Genomic DNA, 15,463 nt, shown 5'->3' with positions numbered 1-15,463 from the left:
GAACCCATGTGTGAAGTCCTACGCCGGTTCCGGCGATCTCGCATGCCGACCACACCGAATTGAATGTGAACAACAGTCGATCGATGCACAGTTGCGGATTCATCCACAGCCGGCACGGCGCGGGCACTGTGCGGGCCGTCGGTGACGGTGGCGTCTGTGACCGTCTGGGTATGACCTCACAATCTCCGCTTTTCGATCTCGACCGACCGGCCGCGCTGATCGCGGCCCTGCCCGCCGTGCTCGGGTTCGTCCCCGAACAGTCGCTGGTGCTGATCACCATCGACCGTGGCGAAATGGGGCCCGTTCTGCGGGTCGATCTGAGTACGGCGCTGGCCGCGGGCACCGGGCAGTTCGCCGCGGTGGTGTCCGCGTCCAGCCCCGATGCGGCAATCGCCGTCATCGTCGACGACAACGCGATGGACTGCGGCGCGTGCGTCGGTGGGCATCTGGAACTCGCCGACCGGCTGGCCGAATCTCTCGACGATCACGCGATCGTGCTGCTGGCGGCGCTGGTGGTGAACCGGGTGACCCCGGGCGGGCAGTGGACGTGTGTCGACGGTTGCGGTGCCGGCGGGGTGATCGATGACCCCGGAGCCTCACCGCTGGCGGCGGCCGCGGTGCTCGAGGGGCGCCGGCTGTACCGCCGGCGCGAAGACCTGCAGGAGGTCGTCGGCGTCATCGATCTGGACCGCTCGATCGAGCTGCACCGGGAATTCCAGCGGCGCAACGGCACTGCGGCCGACCTGACGGCAGCGGACGCGGTGCGCCTGGCGCTCAGGATGGCGGAGCACGCGGGCGGTGGTGGCGACGTCGACGACGAGGACGTGGTCACCCTGGCGCGTGCGCTGCCCGATCCTCAGGTGCGCGACACCCTCTATGCGCTGGCGGTCGGGGGCGGCGCGACCGGCGCCGAGTCGCTGTGGACGCGGCTGGCGCGGATCCTGCCGGCTCCGTGGCGCGCCGAGGCGCTGGTGTTGCTGGCGTTCTCCGCCTACGTGAGAGGCGACGGCCCGCTGGCCGGGATCGCGCTGGAAGAGGCGCTGAACTGTCAGTCCACCCACCGGATGGCCGGCATGCTCGACCAGGCGCTGCAGTCGGGTGTGCATCCTCGTCAGATCCGCGAGCTCGCGGTCACCGGCTATCGGACCGCCTCCCGGCTGGGGGTGCAGCTACCGCCGCGGCGCGCGTTCGGACAGCGCCCCGGCTAGGCCTTCTCCACCTTGACGGCATGAGCCATGTGGTGCGGCAACTCGACTTCCTGGTGACCGGGAATCAGGATCAGAACGCCGCCCTGGCCGCCGGGCTCGTCGCTCACCTGGACGGTGACCCGGGCATTCGGAACGACGCCGGCGTCCTTGAGTCGGGTGATCAGCTCCACATCGCCCTGGACGTGCTCGGTGAGCTGGCGCACCACCACCGCGACCGGCGACCCGGCGGGTAACTCGGTGAGCCGCACCAGGTTTGCGTCCTCACGGGCGCCGCCGTCGCCGTAACCCAGCTCGAACAGCCCCGGGATGGGATTGCCGAAGGGGGAGGTGGTGGGGTTGTTGAGCACCTGAAGCAGACGGCGCTCGACGTCCTCGCTCATCACGTGCTCCCAGCGGCAGGCCTCGGCGTGCACTTCCTCCCAGGGCAGGCCGATCACATCGACCAGCAGCCGCTCGGCGAGGCGGTGTTTACGCATGACGGAGACGGCCAGATTGCGGCCCTTCTCCGTGAGTTCGAGGTGACGGTCGCCCGCGACGTGCAGCAGCCCGTCACGCTCCATGCGGGAAACTGTCTGGCTGACGGTCGGGCCACTCTGCTCGAGACGTTCGGCGATGCGGGCACGCAGCGGCACCACACCCTCTTCCTCGAGGTCGTAGATGGTCCGCAGGTACATCTCGGTGGTGTCGATCAAGTCATTCATGCGCTATCCAGGCCCTCCGTCACGCGCCGAGTCTACCGGTCTGGCCGCCTGAACAGGGCTGCAACATCCCTGCGTGGACAGTGTGATGCCCGCCGCTGGAAAAGCGACGGGCATCACCGGGTGGGAGTTCTAGCTGGCGTATGACCGCAGCCGCTCGGCACGTTCGCCGTTGCGCAGCTTGGACATCACTTCACGCTCGATCTGGCGGACCCGCTCGCGGGACAGCCCGAACAGTTTGCCGATCTGGTCGAGGGTGCGGGGCTGGCCGTCGTCCAAGCCGAAGCGCAGCCGGATGACCTGCTGCTCGCGCTCGTCGAGAGTGGCCAGCACGTACCGGATATCGGTGTGCAGCAGTTCGGAGATCACCGCGTTCTCCGCCGACATCGCCTCGGCGTCCTCGATGAAGTCGCCCAGCGGGGCTTCCTCGTCGGTGCCCACCGGCATGTCCAGGCTCACCGGGTCGCGGCTGTGCTCCAGCAGGTCGTTGATCTTCTCCACCGGGATACCGGACTCCTCCGCGAGTTCCTCGTCGGTGGCTTCCCGGCCCAGGTTCTGGTGCATCTCACGCTTGATCCGGGCCAGCTTGTTGACCTGCTCCACCAGATGCACGGGCAGCCGGATGGTGCGGCTCTGATCGGCCATCCCGCGGGTGATGGCCTGGCGGATCCACCACGTCGCGTAGGTGGAGAACTTGAATCCCTTTGTGTAGTCGAACTTCTCCATGGCACGGATCAGTCCGAGGTTGCCCTCCTGGATCAGATCCAGCAGCGGCATGCCGCGGCCGGTGTAGCGCTTGGCCAGCGACACCACCAGGCGCAGGTTGGCTTCCAGCAGATGCCTGCGGGCGGCGTCACCGTCGCGCACCACCGCGGCGAGGTCCTTCTTGCGGGCGTCGCCCAGACGCTTGCGAGTGTTGAGCAGATTCTGGGCGTACAGGCCCGCCTCGATGCGCTTGGCCAACTCAACCTCGTCTGCGGCGGTCAACAGCGCGGTCTTACCGATCCCGTTGAGATACACACGGACAAGATCAGCGGCTGGGCTCTGAGCGTCCAGATCGCTGTCGACTCGGCTTGCGTTGGCGATCGCCATTTACGGCCTCCTGATCGGCTGGAACTTTCACTGCGTTCAACGTCCATACAGTGCTCTGAGTTCCCGCTGGTTCCGGATGTCACACCTTTTGACCTGCGGTTTTTTGCCGACGACCTGAGATTCTCCTGAGAAGTGCTAAAGAACCGCGCTCAGGTGGGAACGCAGCGGCCAGAAACGGCCGATCACGCGACGGTCAGTGACCCGGTTCGGGGTCGCGCTCGGTGCGTGGCGCGTGCTCGATCAGCGCGGGGCGCTCGGCGGTGGGGGACAACTGCACATGGTGCGGCCCGGCCGCGTCGTACCGTCGCGGCTCGGTGGCCTTGCGCGGTGGACGGTCGTTGGCGATCAGCACGGCCATCCACGGCAGCGGGACGGACAGCACGATGATGCCCAGCGAGATGAGCCCGTTGTGCCAGATGCCGTAGGCGACGGCGGCAAGCACCAGCGCCGGGATCCGGAAGGCCATCAAGGTGAAGTACTTCCGCATCCTGGCGCGATGCTGTTCCTCATAGGGCAGGGCAGCACGGGTGATCAGGATCGGCCGACCTTCGTCGTCGAAACTCAGCTCCTGGCCGTGTTTCATATCTCCACTGTCCCACATCTTTGGCGGGGCGGGCCGGCCAGGCACAATGGATGAATGCAGACTCAGACGATCGAACGGCCGGATACCGACGAGCGCGTCGATGACGGGACCGACGACGACGCTCCCAAGGTCTTCCATTACGTCAAGAAAGAGAAGATCGCCGAAAGCGCCGTCATGGGCACGCACGTGGTCGCCCTGTGCGGCGAGGTGTTCCCGGTGACCAAGGCCGCCAAGCCGGGTTCGCCGGTGTGCCCGGACTGCAAGCGGGTCTACGAGCAGCTCAAGAAGTAGGCGCGTCGTCGCCGTTGCGGTTGTCGGCCTTGTCTTCGATCCACTCCCGCAGCCGGCGTGCATGCGTATCCGGTGCCGGCCATTCCTCTTGAACCGCCGCGTTCAGCTCGGCGCCGATCATGATGGCGAAACCGAGTAGGAACGCGAACAACAAGAACGCGATCGGCGTGGCCAGCGCGCCGTAGGTGTAGCCGGTCGCCGTGATCCAGGTCAGGTAGATCCGCAGCCCGACCGTCGCGATCAGGAAGACCGCCGCCGCCAGCACGGCCCCCACCACCAGTCGGTGCGTCGGGAGCGGTGCCGGCAACGACACCCGGTACAGCACCGTGACCACCAGGATCAGCCCCACCACCAGCACCGGGTAGTAGCCGTACTGCAGCACGTTGTCCCAGCTCTCCGGGATGCTCGCGGAGATCTTGCGCGGACCAAGTGCCACGAACGGCGCCGTCAACACGGCACACATCAGCATCACCACGTACAGACCCAACGCGAAGAAGCGCTGGCGCACCGGATGGCGCAACTCCGTTTGGTCGTGCGCCTCGACCACCGAGTCGACGAACGCCGAGATGGCCGACGAGCCCGCCCACAGCGAGATGACGAAACCCAGCGAGACCACCTCGCCGCGCGCACCCCGAACGATGTCGTAGATGGTCGGCGCGATGATCTCGCTGACGACGTTCTGTGAGAAGAACCGGCCCGAGGTACTGATCAGCTGTTCCTCGATGGTCGGCAAGGTGTCGGGCCCGAACAGCGGGGCCAGGTACGCCAAGCTGCCCAACATCCCCAGAAGCAGGGGCGGAAGGGACAACGCGCACCAGAAGGCTGCTTGGGCCGCTTCGGAGAAGATCGAGTCGTCCCACGCCTTGGACAGCGTGCGCCGGGTGATCGGCCAGATGTGGTGGCGCGTGGGTTTCGCGGGGGGCTGGTCACTCATGACCAGTCCAGCATTCCCTACGCGTCGACCGGCTTGACCTCCAGCACCGCGGCGAGCTCGATCAACCGTGCCTCGTGCTCGTTGGCGTGGTGCTGGCAGAACAGGAGTTCGGCGCCGGACGGCAGGGTGGCGCGCACTTGGGCGGCGGCACCGCAGCGGTCGCAGCGATCGGCCCGAGTCAGTTCCGGACTCTTCAGGATGGCGTTCACGGCACGTCCTCCGTTCTGCTTGATGCGTTGTTCTACTGTCTCAGACGTATTAGGTTCCGGCCTTGTTCCCTTGGGGTTTACCGGTGTGTCGTGTCTCACTGGCCGCTCGCGTTGCAGGGCGGGCAGGCTGGGCGCATGATCTCCGACCCTGGCGACATCGAGGTGCTGGTCCATCTGTGCGCCGACGCCGAGTGGCTCGATGCCTTGAATCTGGGTGAGCACCGGCCGCCGTCGCTCCAGGCGGTGGGCTTCGTTCATCTTTCGGCCCCTGAGCAGGTCCACCTGCCCGCCAATCGGCTCTACGCCGGGCGCACCGACCTGGTGTTGTTGAGCATCGATCCCGCCGCGTTGACCGATCCCGTGCGGTGGGAGCCGGGTGTGCCGACAGATCCGGAATCGATGCTGTTCCCACACCTGTACGGGCCCCTGCCGGTGGGTGCTGTGAGATCTGTCACCCCATACCGGCCGGGTGCGGACGGGCTGTTCGCGCAGTGGCCGGCTCAGCCGCCCACGTAGGCGTCGGCCTCGATCTCCACCAGCAGTTCCGGCGAGATGAGGGCGCTGACTTCCACCATGGTGGCGGCCGGGCGGATGGCGCCGAAGAACTCTTCGTGCACGGCGCCGACTTCCCGCCATTGGGAGATGTCGGTGACGTAGATGCGGGTGCGCACCACATCGCTCAACGCCGCGCCGGCCTCGCCGAGCGCGGTCTCGATCCGCTGCAGCGCCGCGCGGGTCTGGATCGCCACCGACTCACCGGCGGCGGTGGTCCCGGACACCGCCACGTGGTCACCGATCCGCACCGCGCGTGAATAGCCCACCGCGGCTTCGAATTCCGATCCTGACGAGATGGTGATCCGTGAGCCCGACACCGGTCTAGGTTAGGGGAGTGAGAGTCGCGGTGGTGACGGGTGCCAGCCGGGGTGCCGGGTACGGGATCGCGGCGGCGCTCGGCGCGCACGGCTGGCGCGTCTACGCCACCGGCCGGACCATCACCGAGGCTCCGCCGGGTGGTGTCGCGGTGCGGGTCGACCACGGCGACGACGACGCGGTCGGCGAGCTGTTCGCCCGTGTCGCTGCCGAGGAGGGCGGTCTCGACCTGCTTGTCAACAACGCCGCTGTCGTGCACGACGAGCTCACCGGTGCGAAACCGTTCTGGGAGAAGCCGATCGGGCTGGGCGACGTGCTTAACGTGGGGCTGCGATCGGCTTATGTCGCGTCCTGGCATGCCGCGCCGCTGTTGCTGAGCCGGCCGCGTGGCCTGATCGCGTTCACGTCGTCGCCCGGGTCTGTCTGCTATATGCACGGGCCCGCCTACGGCGCTCAGAAGGCCGGCATCGACAAGATGGCCGCCGACATGGCGGTGGATTTCCGCGGCACCGGGGTGGCATGCGTGTCGGTCTGGATGGGCATCCTGCTCACCGAACGGTTCCGGGCGGCGTTCGCCGGAAATCCGGACGCGCTGGCGCAGACGGCTCGGCACGCCGAGACGCCCGAGTTCACCGGCCATCTGCTCGATGCGCTGTACAACGACCCGGAGCTGGCCGGTCTCAGTGGGCGCACCGTGATCGGCGCCGAGTTGGCGGCCCGGTACGGGATCACCGACGAGGATGGCCGACGGCCGCCTTCGCACCGCGAAATGCTCGGGGCGCCAAGGGAACCTAGTACCGTGGTATTACGTTGACGCCGCATTTTGTAAACTGACCGATCGTGGCCATACTGTCGGGTTTCGCGCCGTGGATCGTCTACTGGGTATTGGTCGGCAACGTCCCGTTCGGTACCGCCGTGCTGGTCGCCCTGGCCATTGCGCTGGCGTCATACGCCATCGGAAGGATCCGGGGCAGTGCCGGACGCACCCTGGAGGTCGGCGCGATCGCCACCTTCGCGGTGCTGGCGGTGCTCACCCACACGGCGAGCCAGTCGTTCCTGGAGCGGTGGATTCAGCCGCTCAGTTCCGCCGGGATCCTGATCGTCGCGCTGGTCGGGGTGGTGATCGGGCGGCCGTTCATCCGGGAGTTCGCCGAGGTGGACCAGTCGCCAGAGGTGATCAAGAGCGATCTGTTCGCAACGATCACCACCGCGATCACGTGGGTGTGGGTCGGCGCATTCGCGGGGATGACGGTGTCGTCGGCCATCCCACCGATCGTGTACGGCGATGCCAGCATCGTCGACACCAGGACGCCGCTGTCGTTCGTCTGTTACTGGGTGGTGCCGTTCGCGCTGCTGGGTGCGGCCGTGCTGGCCGGGCGGATGCTGACCGAGCGCATGGTCGCCGAGGCGACCAGTCCGCACACGGTGCGCAGAACCACCTTCGTAGCCTTCAAGGAACTCGAAATCGACCAGCTCTACTACCTGGCCCGGGAGAAGGCCGGCCGCGAAGTGGGGGAGGCCATGGAGGCCTACGACGTCAAACTCGGCAGTCAGGGTGTGCCGCTCACCGGAGACGATTCCCGGGAGTCCTGGCCGATGACCTACAAGATGCGCGAACCGCGCCGGTAGGCGCTTTTAGCAGACACTCCTTTACTTGGCAAGCACCACTGCCATCTTCCCTGTACACGGTCATGCGCGCGGCCTACATTCGGTGTGGCGGTGTACGCGCCTGACTGACCTGAGAGCCGATTCTGCGTGACTTTCCCGAGCGGCCCGGCCCGTCGCGCCGGATCATTCGATCGGGTCGAAGGAGAGTGAAATGTCAGAGCAGCAGGACAACATCGAACTCATCAGGAAGGGCTACGAAGCCTTCGCCAATGGGGATGTGGAAACAGTGATGGGGTTGTTCGATGACAACGTCGAATGGGTGCAGCCGGGTAACAGCACCATCAGCGGCACCTACCACGGCAAAGGCGAGGTCGGTCAGTACCTCGCCCGGTTGGGCGAGAAATCCCCGACGGTGAAGGTGAACCGGCTGGTAGCCGACGGCGACATGGTGGTGGCACTCACCGAAGTTGCGGTGGGTGACGAAAAAGGCCGGGACGCAGACGTTTACACCATCCGGGCGGGCAAGACGGTGCGCGTCGAGGTGCACACCGACACCGCATTGATGGAGCGCGTGTACGGCACCAAGCAGCGCGCGGCACACTAGGGGCGCGCAAGGCCCAGAACAGCGAAATGGTCGCCGCCGGCAGTCCGGCAGCGACCATTTCGTCGTGTTGAGTGTCTAGTCCAGGTAGTCGCGCAGCACCTGGGAGCGGCTCGGGTGGCGCAGCTTGGACATGGTCTTGCTCTCGATCTGCCGGATACGCTCGCGCGTCACCCCGTAGACCTGGCCGATCTCGTCGAGGGTGCGGGGCTGACCGTCGGTCAGGCCGAACCGCAGCCGGACCACGCCGGCCTCGCGCTCGGACAGCGTCTCCAGCACCGACTGCAGCTGATCCTGCAGCAGGGTGAAGCTCACCGCGTCCACGGCCACCACGGCCTCGGAGTCCTCGATGAAGTCACCGAGCTGGCTGTCGCCCTCGTCGCCGATGGTCTGGTCCAGCGAGATGGGCTCACGCGCGTACTGCTGGATCTCCAGCACCTTCTCCGGCGTGATGTCCATTTCCTTGGCCAGCTCTTCGGGCGTGGGCTCGCGGCCCAGGTCCTGCAGCAGCTCGCGCTGGATGCGGCCGAGCTTGTTGATGACCTCGACCATGTGCACCGGGATACGGATGGTGCGGGCCTGGTCGGCCATCGCGCGGGTGATGGCCTGGCGGATCCACCAGGTGGCGTACGTGGAGAACTTGTAGCCCTTGGTGTAGTCGAACTTCTCCACCGCGCGGATCAGACCGAGGTTGCCCTCCTGGATCAGGTCCAGGAATGCCATGCCGCGGCCGGTGTAGCGCTTGGCCAGCGACACCACCAGACGCAGGTTGGCCTCCAGCAGGTGGTTCTTGGCCCGGTCGCCGTCGCGGCAGATCCACTGGTAGTCACGACGCTGCGCGGTGGTGAGCTTCTCGCCCTTCTCGACGAGCTCCACCATCAGCTGGGTGCAGTACAGCCCGGCTTCGATGCGCTTGGCGAGCTCGACTTCTTCCTCGGCGTTGAGCAGCGCGACCTTGCCGATCTGCTTGAGATAGGCACGCACCGAGTCGGCCGATGCGGTCAGCTCGGCGTCCTTGCGGGCCTGTCGCAGGGCCTCGGACTCCTCTTCGTCCCAGACGAAGTCGCCGGACGCCTTGTCCTTTTCGGTGGGCTCGGGGTGCTCTTCCTCGGCCTCTACCGCCTTGGCGGCGGGTTTGACCGCCGCATCCTCGGCGGCACCGGCGGGCTCGGCGTCTTCTTCGGCGTCGTCCTCGATCTCGACGTCCTCGATCTCGACATCGTCGACCTCGAGATCGTCACCGGGGCCCACTTCGAGGTCGTCGGCCTCCAGGTCTTCACCGAGGTCAACGGCCTCGGCCACGGTGTCGGCCTTGCCCGCTGCCTTTTTGGCGGGGGCTTTGGCTGCGCGCTTGGCGGGCGCCTTGGCGGCTGCGGCCTTGGCGGGCGCCTTTTTCGCAGGGGTCTTGGCGGCGGTGCGCTTCACCGGCTCGTCGGTTGCCGGGCTTGCTTTTGTCGCTGCCACGTACACCCTTTCGGTCTTGAGGATTCCGGTGCGCACGCATGCGTCACCGGAAAGCGTCGGCTGTGTCGAATATTGGCGATGATCTCTGCTCGGGAAACCCGCCGCTATCTCGGTAGGCGGCCGCCGTTGACCATTGTAACGACAGTGTGAGATAAGGCTGCACCGTGCGGCAAATTGGCCTCTTCAGCGCGTCGCTTCAGGCGCTGACGTGTGCGGTGTGGGCGGCCAGTGCGGCGCCGACGATCCCGGCCTCGTTGAGCAGAGTCGCCGCCACCACGGGGGTGCGGTTCTTCAGCAGCGGGATCCACTTGTCCGCCTTGCGGCTGATGCCGCCACCGGCGATGAACAGGTCGGGCCAGATCGCGTTCTCGATGGTCACCAGCACCTTGGTGACCTCCTCGGTCCAGCGCTCGTAGCTCCATTCCTTGCGCTCCTTGACCGAGGACGCGGCCCGGTGCTCGGCCTCTTTGCCGCCGACCTCGAGGTGGCCGAATTCGGTGTTGGGCAGCAGCACGCCGTTGTGGATCACCGCCGAACCGATCCCGGTGCCGAAGGTCAGCAGCACGATCACCCCGGTCTTGTCCTTGCCGGCGCCGAACCGTGCCTCGGCGATTCCGGCCGCGTCGGCGTCGTTCAGCACGGTGACCGCCTGCCCGTCGAGTTCCTTGCCGATGATCTCGACGGCATTCGCTCCGATCCAGCCCTTGTCGACGTTTGCGGCGGTGCGCACGACGCCGTCGGTCACCACGCCCGGGTAGGTGACACCGAGCGGCCCGGTCCAGCCGAATTCGCGGACCACGGTGGCCACCGTCTTGGCGACGGCTTCCGGGGTGGAGGGCTGCGGCGTGAGCAGTTTGACCCGATCGCCGATGAGCGCGCCGGTGTCCAGGTCGACGATGCCGCCCTTGATCCCGCTGCCGCCCACGTCGACGCCGAAACCGCGGCGTTCGGTGCCGGCGCTGGTTGCCGTATCGGGTGAATCGGTGGCGGTCATGAAGCGCTCCTCGTGCAAGGGCCGGCGGATGCGACGCGCCCCACACATTAGTGCCCTCGACCCGGCTGTGTTGCGATGGTGGGCGTGGAATCCAACAACTGTGATCCGGTGACATTGCGTGCCGTGGCGGAGCAACTGGCCACCGAGGCCGCGTCTTTCGTGGCGCGGCGCCGGACCGAGGTGTTCGCCACCGCGGCCACCGCGGCGGAATCCGTGCGGTCCAAGAGCACCCCGACCGATCCGGTGACGGTGGTGGACACCGAGACCGAGCGGCTGATCCGGGACCGGCTGGCGGTGCTGCGTCCCGGCGATCAGGTGTTCGGCGAGGAGGAGGGCGGTAGCGCGGACGTCGAGCCGGGCCGGCCGGTGTGGGTGATCGACCCCATCGACGGCACGGTGAACTTCGTCTACGGAATCGCCGACTATGCCGTCTCGGTGGGCGTGCAGATCGACGGCAGGTCGGTCGCCGGCGCGGTGGCCAATGTGCCCACCGGTGAGCTTTACTCGGCGGCACTCGGCCACGGCGCCACGGTGTCCCGGAGCGGGCAGTCAAAGGCGTTGCGGTGCAACAACATCGACGACCTCTCGGTTGCGCTGGTGGGCACCGGGTTCTCGTATGTGGCCGAGCGCAGGGCGCGCCAGGCGCAGGTGCTGGCCGGATTGCTGCCCGGTGTCAGGGATGTGCGCAGGATCGGCTCGTGTGCCCTGGATCTGTGCATGGTGGCCGCGGGCCAGTTGGATGCCTATTTCGAGGACGACGTGCACCTGTGGGACTGGGCGGCCGGGGTGCTGATCGCGACGGAGGCCGGTGCGGTCGTGCGGACGCCGGACCCGGACCTGCTGTGCGCCGCGGCCCCGGGGGTGTCCGCGGCGCTCCTGGATGCGTTGCGGGCGCTGGGCGCCGGCTAGCGCTCAGCAGGCCGCGCTGTGGATCTTGCGCAGCAGCGCCGGGTCCGGCGGTTGGGTGGCGTCCGGGCGCAGGCTGGCCAGCATGGCGTCGATATCGTCGTTGTGGCTGAATTCGGAGAACTCGGTGCCGATCGCCAGGTCGACGGAGTCATCGGCCCGTTGGTCCTGGAACAGCTCGGTGCATGGCGCCACCAGCCAGACCGCGGCGGCGGCGGCGCGGCCGGAGGGGCCGAACCGGATCTGGCCCTGGCATTCCAGCCGGGTGCCGGCGTAGACGGGGTCGTTGGACGCGGCCGGCTGGGCGAAGCCCATATCGCGTAGGGCGCCCGACACCTCGGCGGCCTGCCCGCCCTGGCCGCTGGCGTTGAGCACCTTGGCCTTGGTGTCGGCGAGTTTGGCCGGCACCACGTCGGTCATGGTCTCCCGGGACACCTGCTGGCCCAGAGTCGGCTGGTTGGGGTCGGTCGCGGCCGGGGGAGCGTTGCAGACGACCGCTTCGTGCACGTCGGTGGGCCGATTGAGCGCGATCACCCACACCACGCCGGTGGCGACGGCCAGCGCCAGGAACAGGCACAGGACGGGCACATGGTTCCGTCTGCGGAACGGGCGTCCGTGTTTGTCGAACGCCGTTCCTTCGGTGATGAGAGCGACCACCCCTGCACCTTAAAGGCACATCCCCGCAACGCGCCCTCGGCCCGAGAATCGAGCTGTGACGTAAATCACATGCCATCTGACTGTATTCGGGGCACGAATTATTTGGTGTAGGCGTTCGACGCTGGTACAAAGCTCTGCTGCAAGGTAACGGAGGGGATGAGATGGCTACCGACTACGACGCTCCGCGGCGTTCAGAGACCGATGACGTGTCCGAGGATTCGCTTGAAGAGCTCAAAGCACGACGTAACGAGGCCCAATCGGCCGTCGTGGACGTCGACGAATCCGAGTCCGCGGAATCGTTCGAACTGCCCGGCGCGGACTTGTCGGGCGAAGAACTCTCGGTGCGTGTCGTTCCGAAGCAGGCCGACGAGTTCACCTGCTCAAGCTGCTTTTTGGTGCACCACCGCAGCCGGCTCGCAAGCGAGAAGAACGGCGTGATGATCTGCACCGATTGCGCGGCCTGAACTACGAACGAAGGGCTGCCAGCACCCGATCCGGGTGCCGGCAGCTCACCAACCAGTACGGGGTCGGGTCGTCGGGATCATCGAGGACGACCAGGACCATGGGGCCGACCCAGGCCCGGTGCAACACATAAGCGGCGGGGTCGAGCTGGCGGCCCAATGCCGCCGACTTCGCCGATCTCGGCACTTCCGCAGACCGTGAGATGACACTGACCGGCAGGTGTGCCGGGCCGGCCCACAATTGCGCGCCGTGCGGTCCGTCGACGACCCGAACCTCCATCCGGCCCATCCAGACCATTGCCGCGGCGGCCACCGGGAGCAGCACCGCGAACGGCACCCAGTCCGCGATGGCGGCCACGCCCATGTTCACCTCGGTGGCGATCAGGGCGGCCAGGCCCAGTGCGGGCGGCCAGAACCACCACGGCACCCGCAGCCGTTCCCGATAACGCACCGATTGGGTGGTAGCGCGCGTGTCAGACACGTGCTCAAGGGTAATCTCTCGCGTCGTGCCCACTTCTCTGGCGGTCGTGCGTCTGGACCGCGATCTACCGTTGCCCAGCCGGGCCCACGACGGCGATGCAGGTGTGGACCTGTTCAGTGCCGTCGATGTGGACCTGGCGCCCGGCCACCGGGCCCTGGTGCCGACCGGGATCGCCGTCGCCGTTCCGCACGGAATGGTCGGATTGATCCATCCGCGTTCGGGTTTGGCCAGCCGCGTCGGCCTGTCGATCGTGAACAGTCCCGGGACGGTCGATGCCGGGTACCGTGGAGAGATCAAGGTGGCGCTGATCAATCTCGACCCCGAGCAGCCAATTGCGATACGGCGTGGTGACCGCATTGCCCAACTCCTGGTGCAGCGGGTCGAACTTCCCGAGCTGGTCGAGGTGTCGTCGTTCGACGAGGCCGGGCTGGCAGACACTTCCCGTGGCGATGGCGGCCATGGTTCCTCCGGCGGACATGCGAGTTTGTGATGGCTAACGACGTGGATATCGACAACGAATCGGACCAGGACTTCGACGGCCCCTTCGACATCGAGGATTTCGACGATCCGGAAGCGGCCACGGTGGCGCGGCTGGATCTCGGCTCGGTGCTCGTTCCGATGCCCGAGGCCGGCCAGGTGCAGGTCGAATTGACCGACCAGGGCGTACCCAGCTCGGTATGGGTGGTCACGCCCAACGGCCGGTTCACCATCGCGGCCTATGCGGCGCCGAAATCGGCCGGGCTGTGGCGCGAGGTCGCCGGTGAGCTGGCCGATTCGCTGCGCAAGGACGGCGCGAAGGTGCGGATCGAGGATGGCCGCTGGGGCCGCGAGGTCGTCGGCGTCAGTGCGGCCGCGCCGCAGGGTCAGACCCCCGGGGTGGTCCGCTTCATCGGTGTCGACGGGTATCGCTGGATGATCCGGTGTGTGATCAACGGTGCCCCGGAGACCGTCGAAGCCCTTGCGGCCGAGGCGCGGGAAGCGTTGGCGGACACTGTCGTTCGCCGAGGTGACACGCCGATGCCGGTCCGTACTCCACTGGCGGTGCAGCTGCCCGATCCGATGGCCGAGCAGTTGCGTGCCGCTGCGGCTCAGGCGCAGGCTCAGGCCGAAGCGCAGGCACCGGCGCCCGAGCCGCCCGGTCCGGACGCCCGCCGCACCGCCATGTCGGCGATGCAGCAGTTGCGCAGCACCATCACCGGCGGTTAGACGTCCAGCAGGGCGCCCACGCAGGCCGCGCCCAATACGGCCGGGTCGGCGCCCATTTCGTCGAGTGTGACGGTGCGCAGCGCGGCATGCGGCGCGGCGGCCACCCATTCCAGGGCCACGTCGACCGGATGGATCGGGTCATCGGTCGCCGCGGCCACCCCCATCGGGACGGCCAGGGTGGCCAGTTCGGCGCTGGTCGGCGACACGTGGTGGGCGGCCTCATCCATGGCATCGGGCAGGGCGGGCCATTGCGCCAGCCAGGACCGGGTGAGTTCGGCGCCCAGCCACGGCGGGCTGGACGCGCGCATCGCGGCCACCGTCGCGGCCAGCCCATCGGTGCGCAGCAACTGCGCGGTGTGGCGTGCCGACAACGCCGCCGTCGCATTGGCGGGCTCACCCGTCCATGCGGGCAGGGCGGCCAGCACCGCGACGGTGTGGGCCGGATGGGCCAGCGCCCACGCGGTGGCCACCGCGGCCCCGATCGACACGCCGCCGACCGCGATGGTGTTGCGTTCGTCACCCCGGGCGGCCTCGTCGAGGGCGGCCAGGTAGCCACCGATCAGTTGCGAGGGCCGTGGCGGCGGGGTCACCACGATGGCCCCGACGTCGTGCAACGCACCCGAAAATGCCCGGTACACATAGTCGTCGTCGGACCCGGTGCCGGCCAGCAGGACCGTGGTCACCCCGCGCAAATTCACTGCCATGCCACGATGGTGCACCCATCGGCGCGCCGCGCCCCACACGGCGTGGCGATTCGGACGTAACAGGTCTACCGTGGCGATGGTCAGGAAGTGAATCCACGACGGATTCGCGAAAGGGAGAGGCCATGGCTACGGCCGAAGGGTATCTGCGGCGGCTCACCCGCCGGCTCACAGAAGACCCGGAGCAGCTCGACGTCGAAGAACTCAGCGATGAGGCGGCCGGTACCGGCGCGCAGCGCGCGATCGACTGTCAGCGCGGTCAAGAGGTCACGATGGTCGGCACGCTGCGATGTGTCGAGACCAACGCGAAGGGCTGCGCCAGCGGAGTCCGTGCCGAGCTGTTCGACGGCACCGATTCGGTGCTGCTGGTCTGGCTCGGCCAGCGCCGCATCCCCGGCATCGAATCCGGGCGAACCCTGCGGGTGCACGGGCGGATGGGCAAGCTGGACAACGGATCCAAGGCGATGTACAACCCGCACTACGAGATTCAGAAGTGACC

The 15,463-nt window shown here is 67.4% G+C and carries 22 protein-coding genes; 11 read left to right on the top strand and 11 right to left on the bottom strand.

Translation table 11 applies throughout. The annotated features are described in order from the left end of the window. The first annotated feature begins 170 nt into the window (after window positions 1–170). Window positions 171–1,208, top strand: coding sequence for a DUF4192 domain-containing protein (locus tag ACXPWS_RS19475; protein WP_458708229.1), 1,038 nt, complete (start codon window positions 171–173; stop codon window positions 1,206–1,208). Here the strand turns inward: ACXPWS_RS19475 and ACXPWS_RS19470 are convergent. The 3 genes from ACXPWS_RS19470 to ACXPWS_RS19460 all read right to left on the bottom strand — a co-directional run bounded on the left by ACXPWS_RS19470 (window position 1,205) and on the right by ACXPWS_RS19460 (window position 3,599). Beyond that, window positions 1,205–1,909, bottom strand: coding sequence for a metal-dependent transcriptional regulator (locus ACXPWS_RS19470; RefSeq protein WP_458708228.1), 705 nt, complete (start codon window positions 1,907–1,909; stop codon window positions 1,205–1,207). The genes ACXPWS_RS19475 and ACXPWS_RS19470 overlap by 4 nt on opposite strands. Window positions 1,910–2,038: 129 nt before the next feature. Beyond that, window positions 2,039–2,998 (bottom strand): sigma-70 family RNA polymerase sigma factor, encoded by a 960-nt coding sequence (locus tag ACXPWS_RS19465; RefSeq protein ID WP_458708227.1) that lies wholly within the window; start codon window positions 2,996–2,998, stop codon window positions 2,039–2,041. Between the two features lie 193 nt (window positions 2,999–3,191). After that, window positions 3,192–3,599, bottom strand: a complete 408-nt coding sequence (locus ACXPWS_RS19460) for a DUF3099 domain-containing protein (protein ID WP_458708226.1) — start codon at window positions 3,597–3,599, stop codon at window positions 3,192–3,194. Window positions 3,600–3,635: 36 nt separating this feature from the next. Here ACXPWS_RS19460 and ACXPWS_RS19455 point away from each other — a divergent pair, with 36 nt between their 5' ends. Further along, on the top strand, window positions 3,636–3,872 hold the full coding sequence (locus tag ACXPWS_RS19455; RefSeq protein WP_458708225.1) for a DUF3039 domain-containing protein: 237 nt from the start codon (window positions 3,636–3,638) through the stop codon (window positions 3,870–3,872). Here ACXPWS_RS19455 and ACXPWS_RS19450 read toward each other — a convergent pair. Beyond that, window positions 3,862–4,806, bottom strand: coding sequence for a YihY/virulence factor BrkB family protein (locus ACXPWS_RS19450; protein WP_458708224.1), 945 nt, complete (start codon window positions 4,804–4,806; stop codon window positions 3,862–3,864). The genes ACXPWS_RS19455 and ACXPWS_RS19450 overlap by 11 nt on opposite strands. 17 nt (window positions 4,807–4,823) lie before the next feature. Then, a complete protein-coding gene (locus ACXPWS_RS19445) occupies window positions 4,824–5,015 on the bottom strand; it encodes a DUF7455 domain-containing protein (RefSeq protein ID WP_458708223.1) in 192 nt (63 codons plus the stop codon). A 135-nt stretch (window positions 5,016–5,150) separates the two neighbouring features. Here ACXPWS_RS19445 and ACXPWS_RS19440 point away from each other — a divergent pair, with 135 nt between their 5' ends. Beyond that, window positions 5,151–5,531, top strand: coding sequence for a DUF952 domain-containing protein (locus tag ACXPWS_RS19440; RefSeq protein WP_458708222.1), 381 nt, complete (start codon window positions 5,151–5,153; stop codon window positions 5,529–5,531). Here ACXPWS_RS19440 and ACXPWS_RS19435 read toward each other — a convergent pair. Next, window positions 5,516–5,887, bottom strand: coding sequence for a RidA family protein (locus ACXPWS_RS19435; protein ID WP_458708221.1), 372 nt, complete (start codon window positions 5,885–5,887; stop codon window positions 5,516–5,518). The genes ACXPWS_RS19440 and ACXPWS_RS19435 overlap by 16 nt on opposite strands. Before the next feature lie 17 nt (window positions 5,888–5,904). Here ACXPWS_RS19435 and ACXPWS_RS19430 point away from each other — a divergent pair, with 17 nt between their 5' ends. From ACXPWS_RS19430 to ACXPWS_RS19420, 3 genes are all read left to right on the top strand, one after another. Continuing rightward, entirely contained in the window at window positions 5,905–6,699 is a 795-nt protein-coding gene (locus ACXPWS_RS19430) for an SDR family NAD(P)-dependent oxidoreductase (protein ID WP_458708220.1), read from the top strand. A 26-nt stretch (window positions 6,700–6,725) separates the two neighbouring features. Next, entirely contained in the window at window positions 6,726–7,514 is a 789-nt protein-coding gene (locus ACXPWS_RS19425) for a hypothetical protein (protein ID WP_458708219.1), read from the top strand. 190 nt (window positions 7,515–7,704) lie between these two features. Further along, entirely contained in the window at window positions 7,705–8,097 is a 393-nt protein-coding gene (locus ACXPWS_RS19420; protein WP_458708218.1) for a nuclear transport factor 2 family protein, read from the top strand. 75 nt (window positions 8,098–8,172) lie between these two features. On the opposite strand, the gene ACXPWS_RS19415 is transcribed toward ACXPWS_RS19420, so the two are convergent. Further along, entirely contained in the window at window positions 8,173–9,558 is a 1,386-nt protein-coding gene (locus tag ACXPWS_RS19415) for an RNA polymerase sigma factor (RefSeq protein ID WP_458713605.1), read from the bottom strand. A gap of 196 nt (window positions 9,559–9,754) precedes the next feature. Continuing rightward, complete coding sequence (gene ppgK, locus ACXPWS_RS19410) at window positions 9,755–10,552, bottom strand: polyphosphate--glucose phosphotransferase (RefSeq protein WP_458708217.1); 798 nt, start codon at window positions 10,550–10,552, stop codon at window positions 9,755–9,757. Window positions 10,553–10,627: 75 nt separating this feature from the next. On the opposite strand from ppgK, the gene ACXPWS_RS19405 reads away from it, so the two are divergent. After that, window positions 10,628–11,461 carry an inositol monophosphatase family protein gene (locus ACXPWS_RS19405; RefSeq protein WP_458708216.1) on the top strand — a complete coding sequence of 278 codons (834 nt, stop codon included), beginning with the start codon at window positions 10,628–10,630 and terminating at the stop codon, window positions 11,459–11,461. A 3-nt stretch (window positions 11,462–11,464) separates the two neighbouring features. On the opposite strand, the gene cei is transcribed toward ACXPWS_RS19405, so the two are convergent. After that, window positions 11,465–12,115 carry an envelope integrity protein Cei gene (gene cei, locus ACXPWS_RS19400; RefSeq protein WP_458708215.1) on the bottom strand — a complete coding sequence of 217 codons (651 nt, stop codon included), beginning with the start codon at window positions 12,113–12,115 and terminating at the stop codon, window positions 11,465–11,467. Between the two features lie 161 nt (window positions 12,116–12,276). Between cei and ACXPWS_RS19395 the strand changes: the two genes are divergently transcribed. Then, the gene (locus ACXPWS_RS19395) at window positions 12,277–12,579 is read left to right on the top strand and encodes a DUF4193 domain-containing protein (protein ID WP_090356478.1); all 303 of its coding nucleotides are present in this window, start codon (window positions 12,277–12,279) and stop codon (window positions 12,577–12,579) included. Between the two features lies 1 nt (window position 12,580). Here ACXPWS_RS19395 and ACXPWS_RS19390 read toward each other — a convergent pair whose 3' ends face one another. Beyond that, complete coding sequence (locus ACXPWS_RS19390; protein WP_458708214.1) at window positions 12,581–13,057, bottom strand: DUF3093 domain-containing protein; 477 nt, start codon at window positions 13,055–13,057, stop codon at window positions 12,581–12,583. Between the two features lie 25 nt (window positions 13,058–13,082). Here ACXPWS_RS19390 and dut point away from each other — a divergent pair, with 25 nt between their 5' ends. Beyond that, window positions 13,083–13,547 carry a dUTP diphosphatase gene (gene dut / locus ACXPWS_RS19385; RefSeq protein ID WP_458708213.1) on the top strand — a complete coding sequence of 155 codons (465 nt, stop codon included), beginning with the start codon at window positions 13,083–13,085 and terminating at the stop codon, window positions 13,545–13,547. Then, window positions 13,547–14,263, top strand: a complete 717-nt coding sequence (locus ACXPWS_RS19380; RefSeq protein WP_458708212.1) for a DUF3710 domain-containing protein — start codon at window positions 13,547–13,549, stop codon at window positions 14,261–14,263. The genes dut and ACXPWS_RS19380 overlap by 1 nt, the downstream gene beginning before the upstream one ends. Here the strand turns inward: ACXPWS_RS19380 and ACXPWS_RS19375 are convergent. Then, the gene (locus ACXPWS_RS19375) at window positions 14,260–14,967 is read right to left on the bottom strand and encodes a serine aminopeptidase domain-containing protein (RefSeq protein ID WP_458708211.1); all 708 of its coding nucleotides are present in this window, start codon (window positions 14,965–14,967) and stop codon (window positions 14,260–14,262) included. The genes ACXPWS_RS19380 and ACXPWS_RS19375 overlap by 4 nt on opposite strands. A gap of 122 nt (window positions 14,968–15,089) precedes the next feature. Between ACXPWS_RS19375 and ACXPWS_RS19370 the strand changes: the two genes are divergently transcribed. Continuing rightward, window positions 15,090–15,461 carry an OB-fold nucleic acid binding domain-containing protein gene (locus tag ACXPWS_RS19370; RefSeq protein WP_458708210.1) on the top strand — a complete coding sequence of 124 codons (372 nt, stop codon included), beginning with the start codon at window positions 15,090–15,092 and terminating at the stop codon, window positions 15,459–15,461. The last annotated feature ends 2 nt before the right edge of the window (window positions 15,462–15,463 follow it).

The sequence above is a fragment of the Mycobacterium sp. BMJ-28 genome (assembly GCF_054404835.1).
The sequence above is the reverse complement of the archived record's forward strand: the minus strand, read 5'-3'. Positions and strand labels throughout refer to the sequence as shown.

Bases quoted from the DNA above. Each gene is read 5' to 3' on its own strand.
- ACXPWS_RS19380 (WP_458708212.1), top strand. From the start codon at position 13,547: ATGGCTAACGACGTGGATATCGACAACGAATCGGACCAGGACTTCGAC.
- ACXPWS_RS19455 (WP_458708225.1), top strand. From the start codon at position 3,636: ATGCAGACTCAGACGATCGAACGGCCGGATACCGACGAGCGCGTCGAT.
- ACXPWS_RS19440 (WP_458708222.1), top strand. From the start codon at position 5,151: ATGATCTCCGACCCTGGCGACATCGAGGTGCTGGTCCATCTGTGCGCC.
- ACXPWS_RS19450 (WP_458708224.1), bottom strand. From the start codon at position 4,806: ATGAGTGACCAGCCCCCCGCGAAACCCACGCGCCACCACATCTGGCCG.
- ACXPWS_RS19375 (WP_458708211.1), bottom strand. From the start codon at position 14,967: ATGGCAGTGAATTTGCGCGGGGTGACCACGGTCCTGCTGGCCGGCACC.
- ACXPWS_RS19405 (WP_458708216.1), top strand. From the start codon at position 10,628: ATGGTGGGCGTGGAATCCAACAACTGTGATCCGGTGACATTGCGTGCC.
- ACXPWS_RS19395 (WP_090356478.1), top strand. From the start codon at position 12,277: ATGGCTACCGACTACGACGCTCCGCGGCGTTCAGAGACCGATGACGTG.
- ACXPWS_RS19470 (WP_458708228.1), bottom strand. From the start codon at position 1,909: ATGAATGACTTGATCGACACCACCGAGATGTACCTGCGGACCATCTAC.
- ACXPWS_RS19465 (WP_458708227.1), bottom strand. From the start codon at position 2,998: ATGGCGATCGCCAACGCAAGCCGAGTCGACAGCGATCTGGACGCTCAG.
- ACXPWS_RS19420 (WP_458708218.1), top strand. From the start codon at position 7,705: ATGTCAGAGCAGCAGGACAACATCGAACTCATCAGGAAGGGCTACGAA.
- ACXPWS_RS19370 (WP_458708210.1), top strand. From the start codon at position 15,090: ATGGCTACGGCCGAAGGGTATCTGCGGCGGCTCACCCGCCGGCTCACA.
- ppgK (WP_458708217.1), bottom strand. From the start codon at position 10,552: ATGACCGCCACCGATTCACCCGATACGGCAACCAGCGCCGGCACCGAA.
- ACXPWS_RS19460 (WP_458708226.1), bottom strand. From the start codon at position 3,599: ATGTGGGACAGTGGAGATATGAAACACGGCCAGGAGCTGAGTTTCGAC.
- ACXPWS_RS19475 (WP_458708229.1), top strand. From the start codon at position 171: ATGACCTCACAATCTCCGCTTTTCGATCTCGACCGACCGGCCGCGCTG.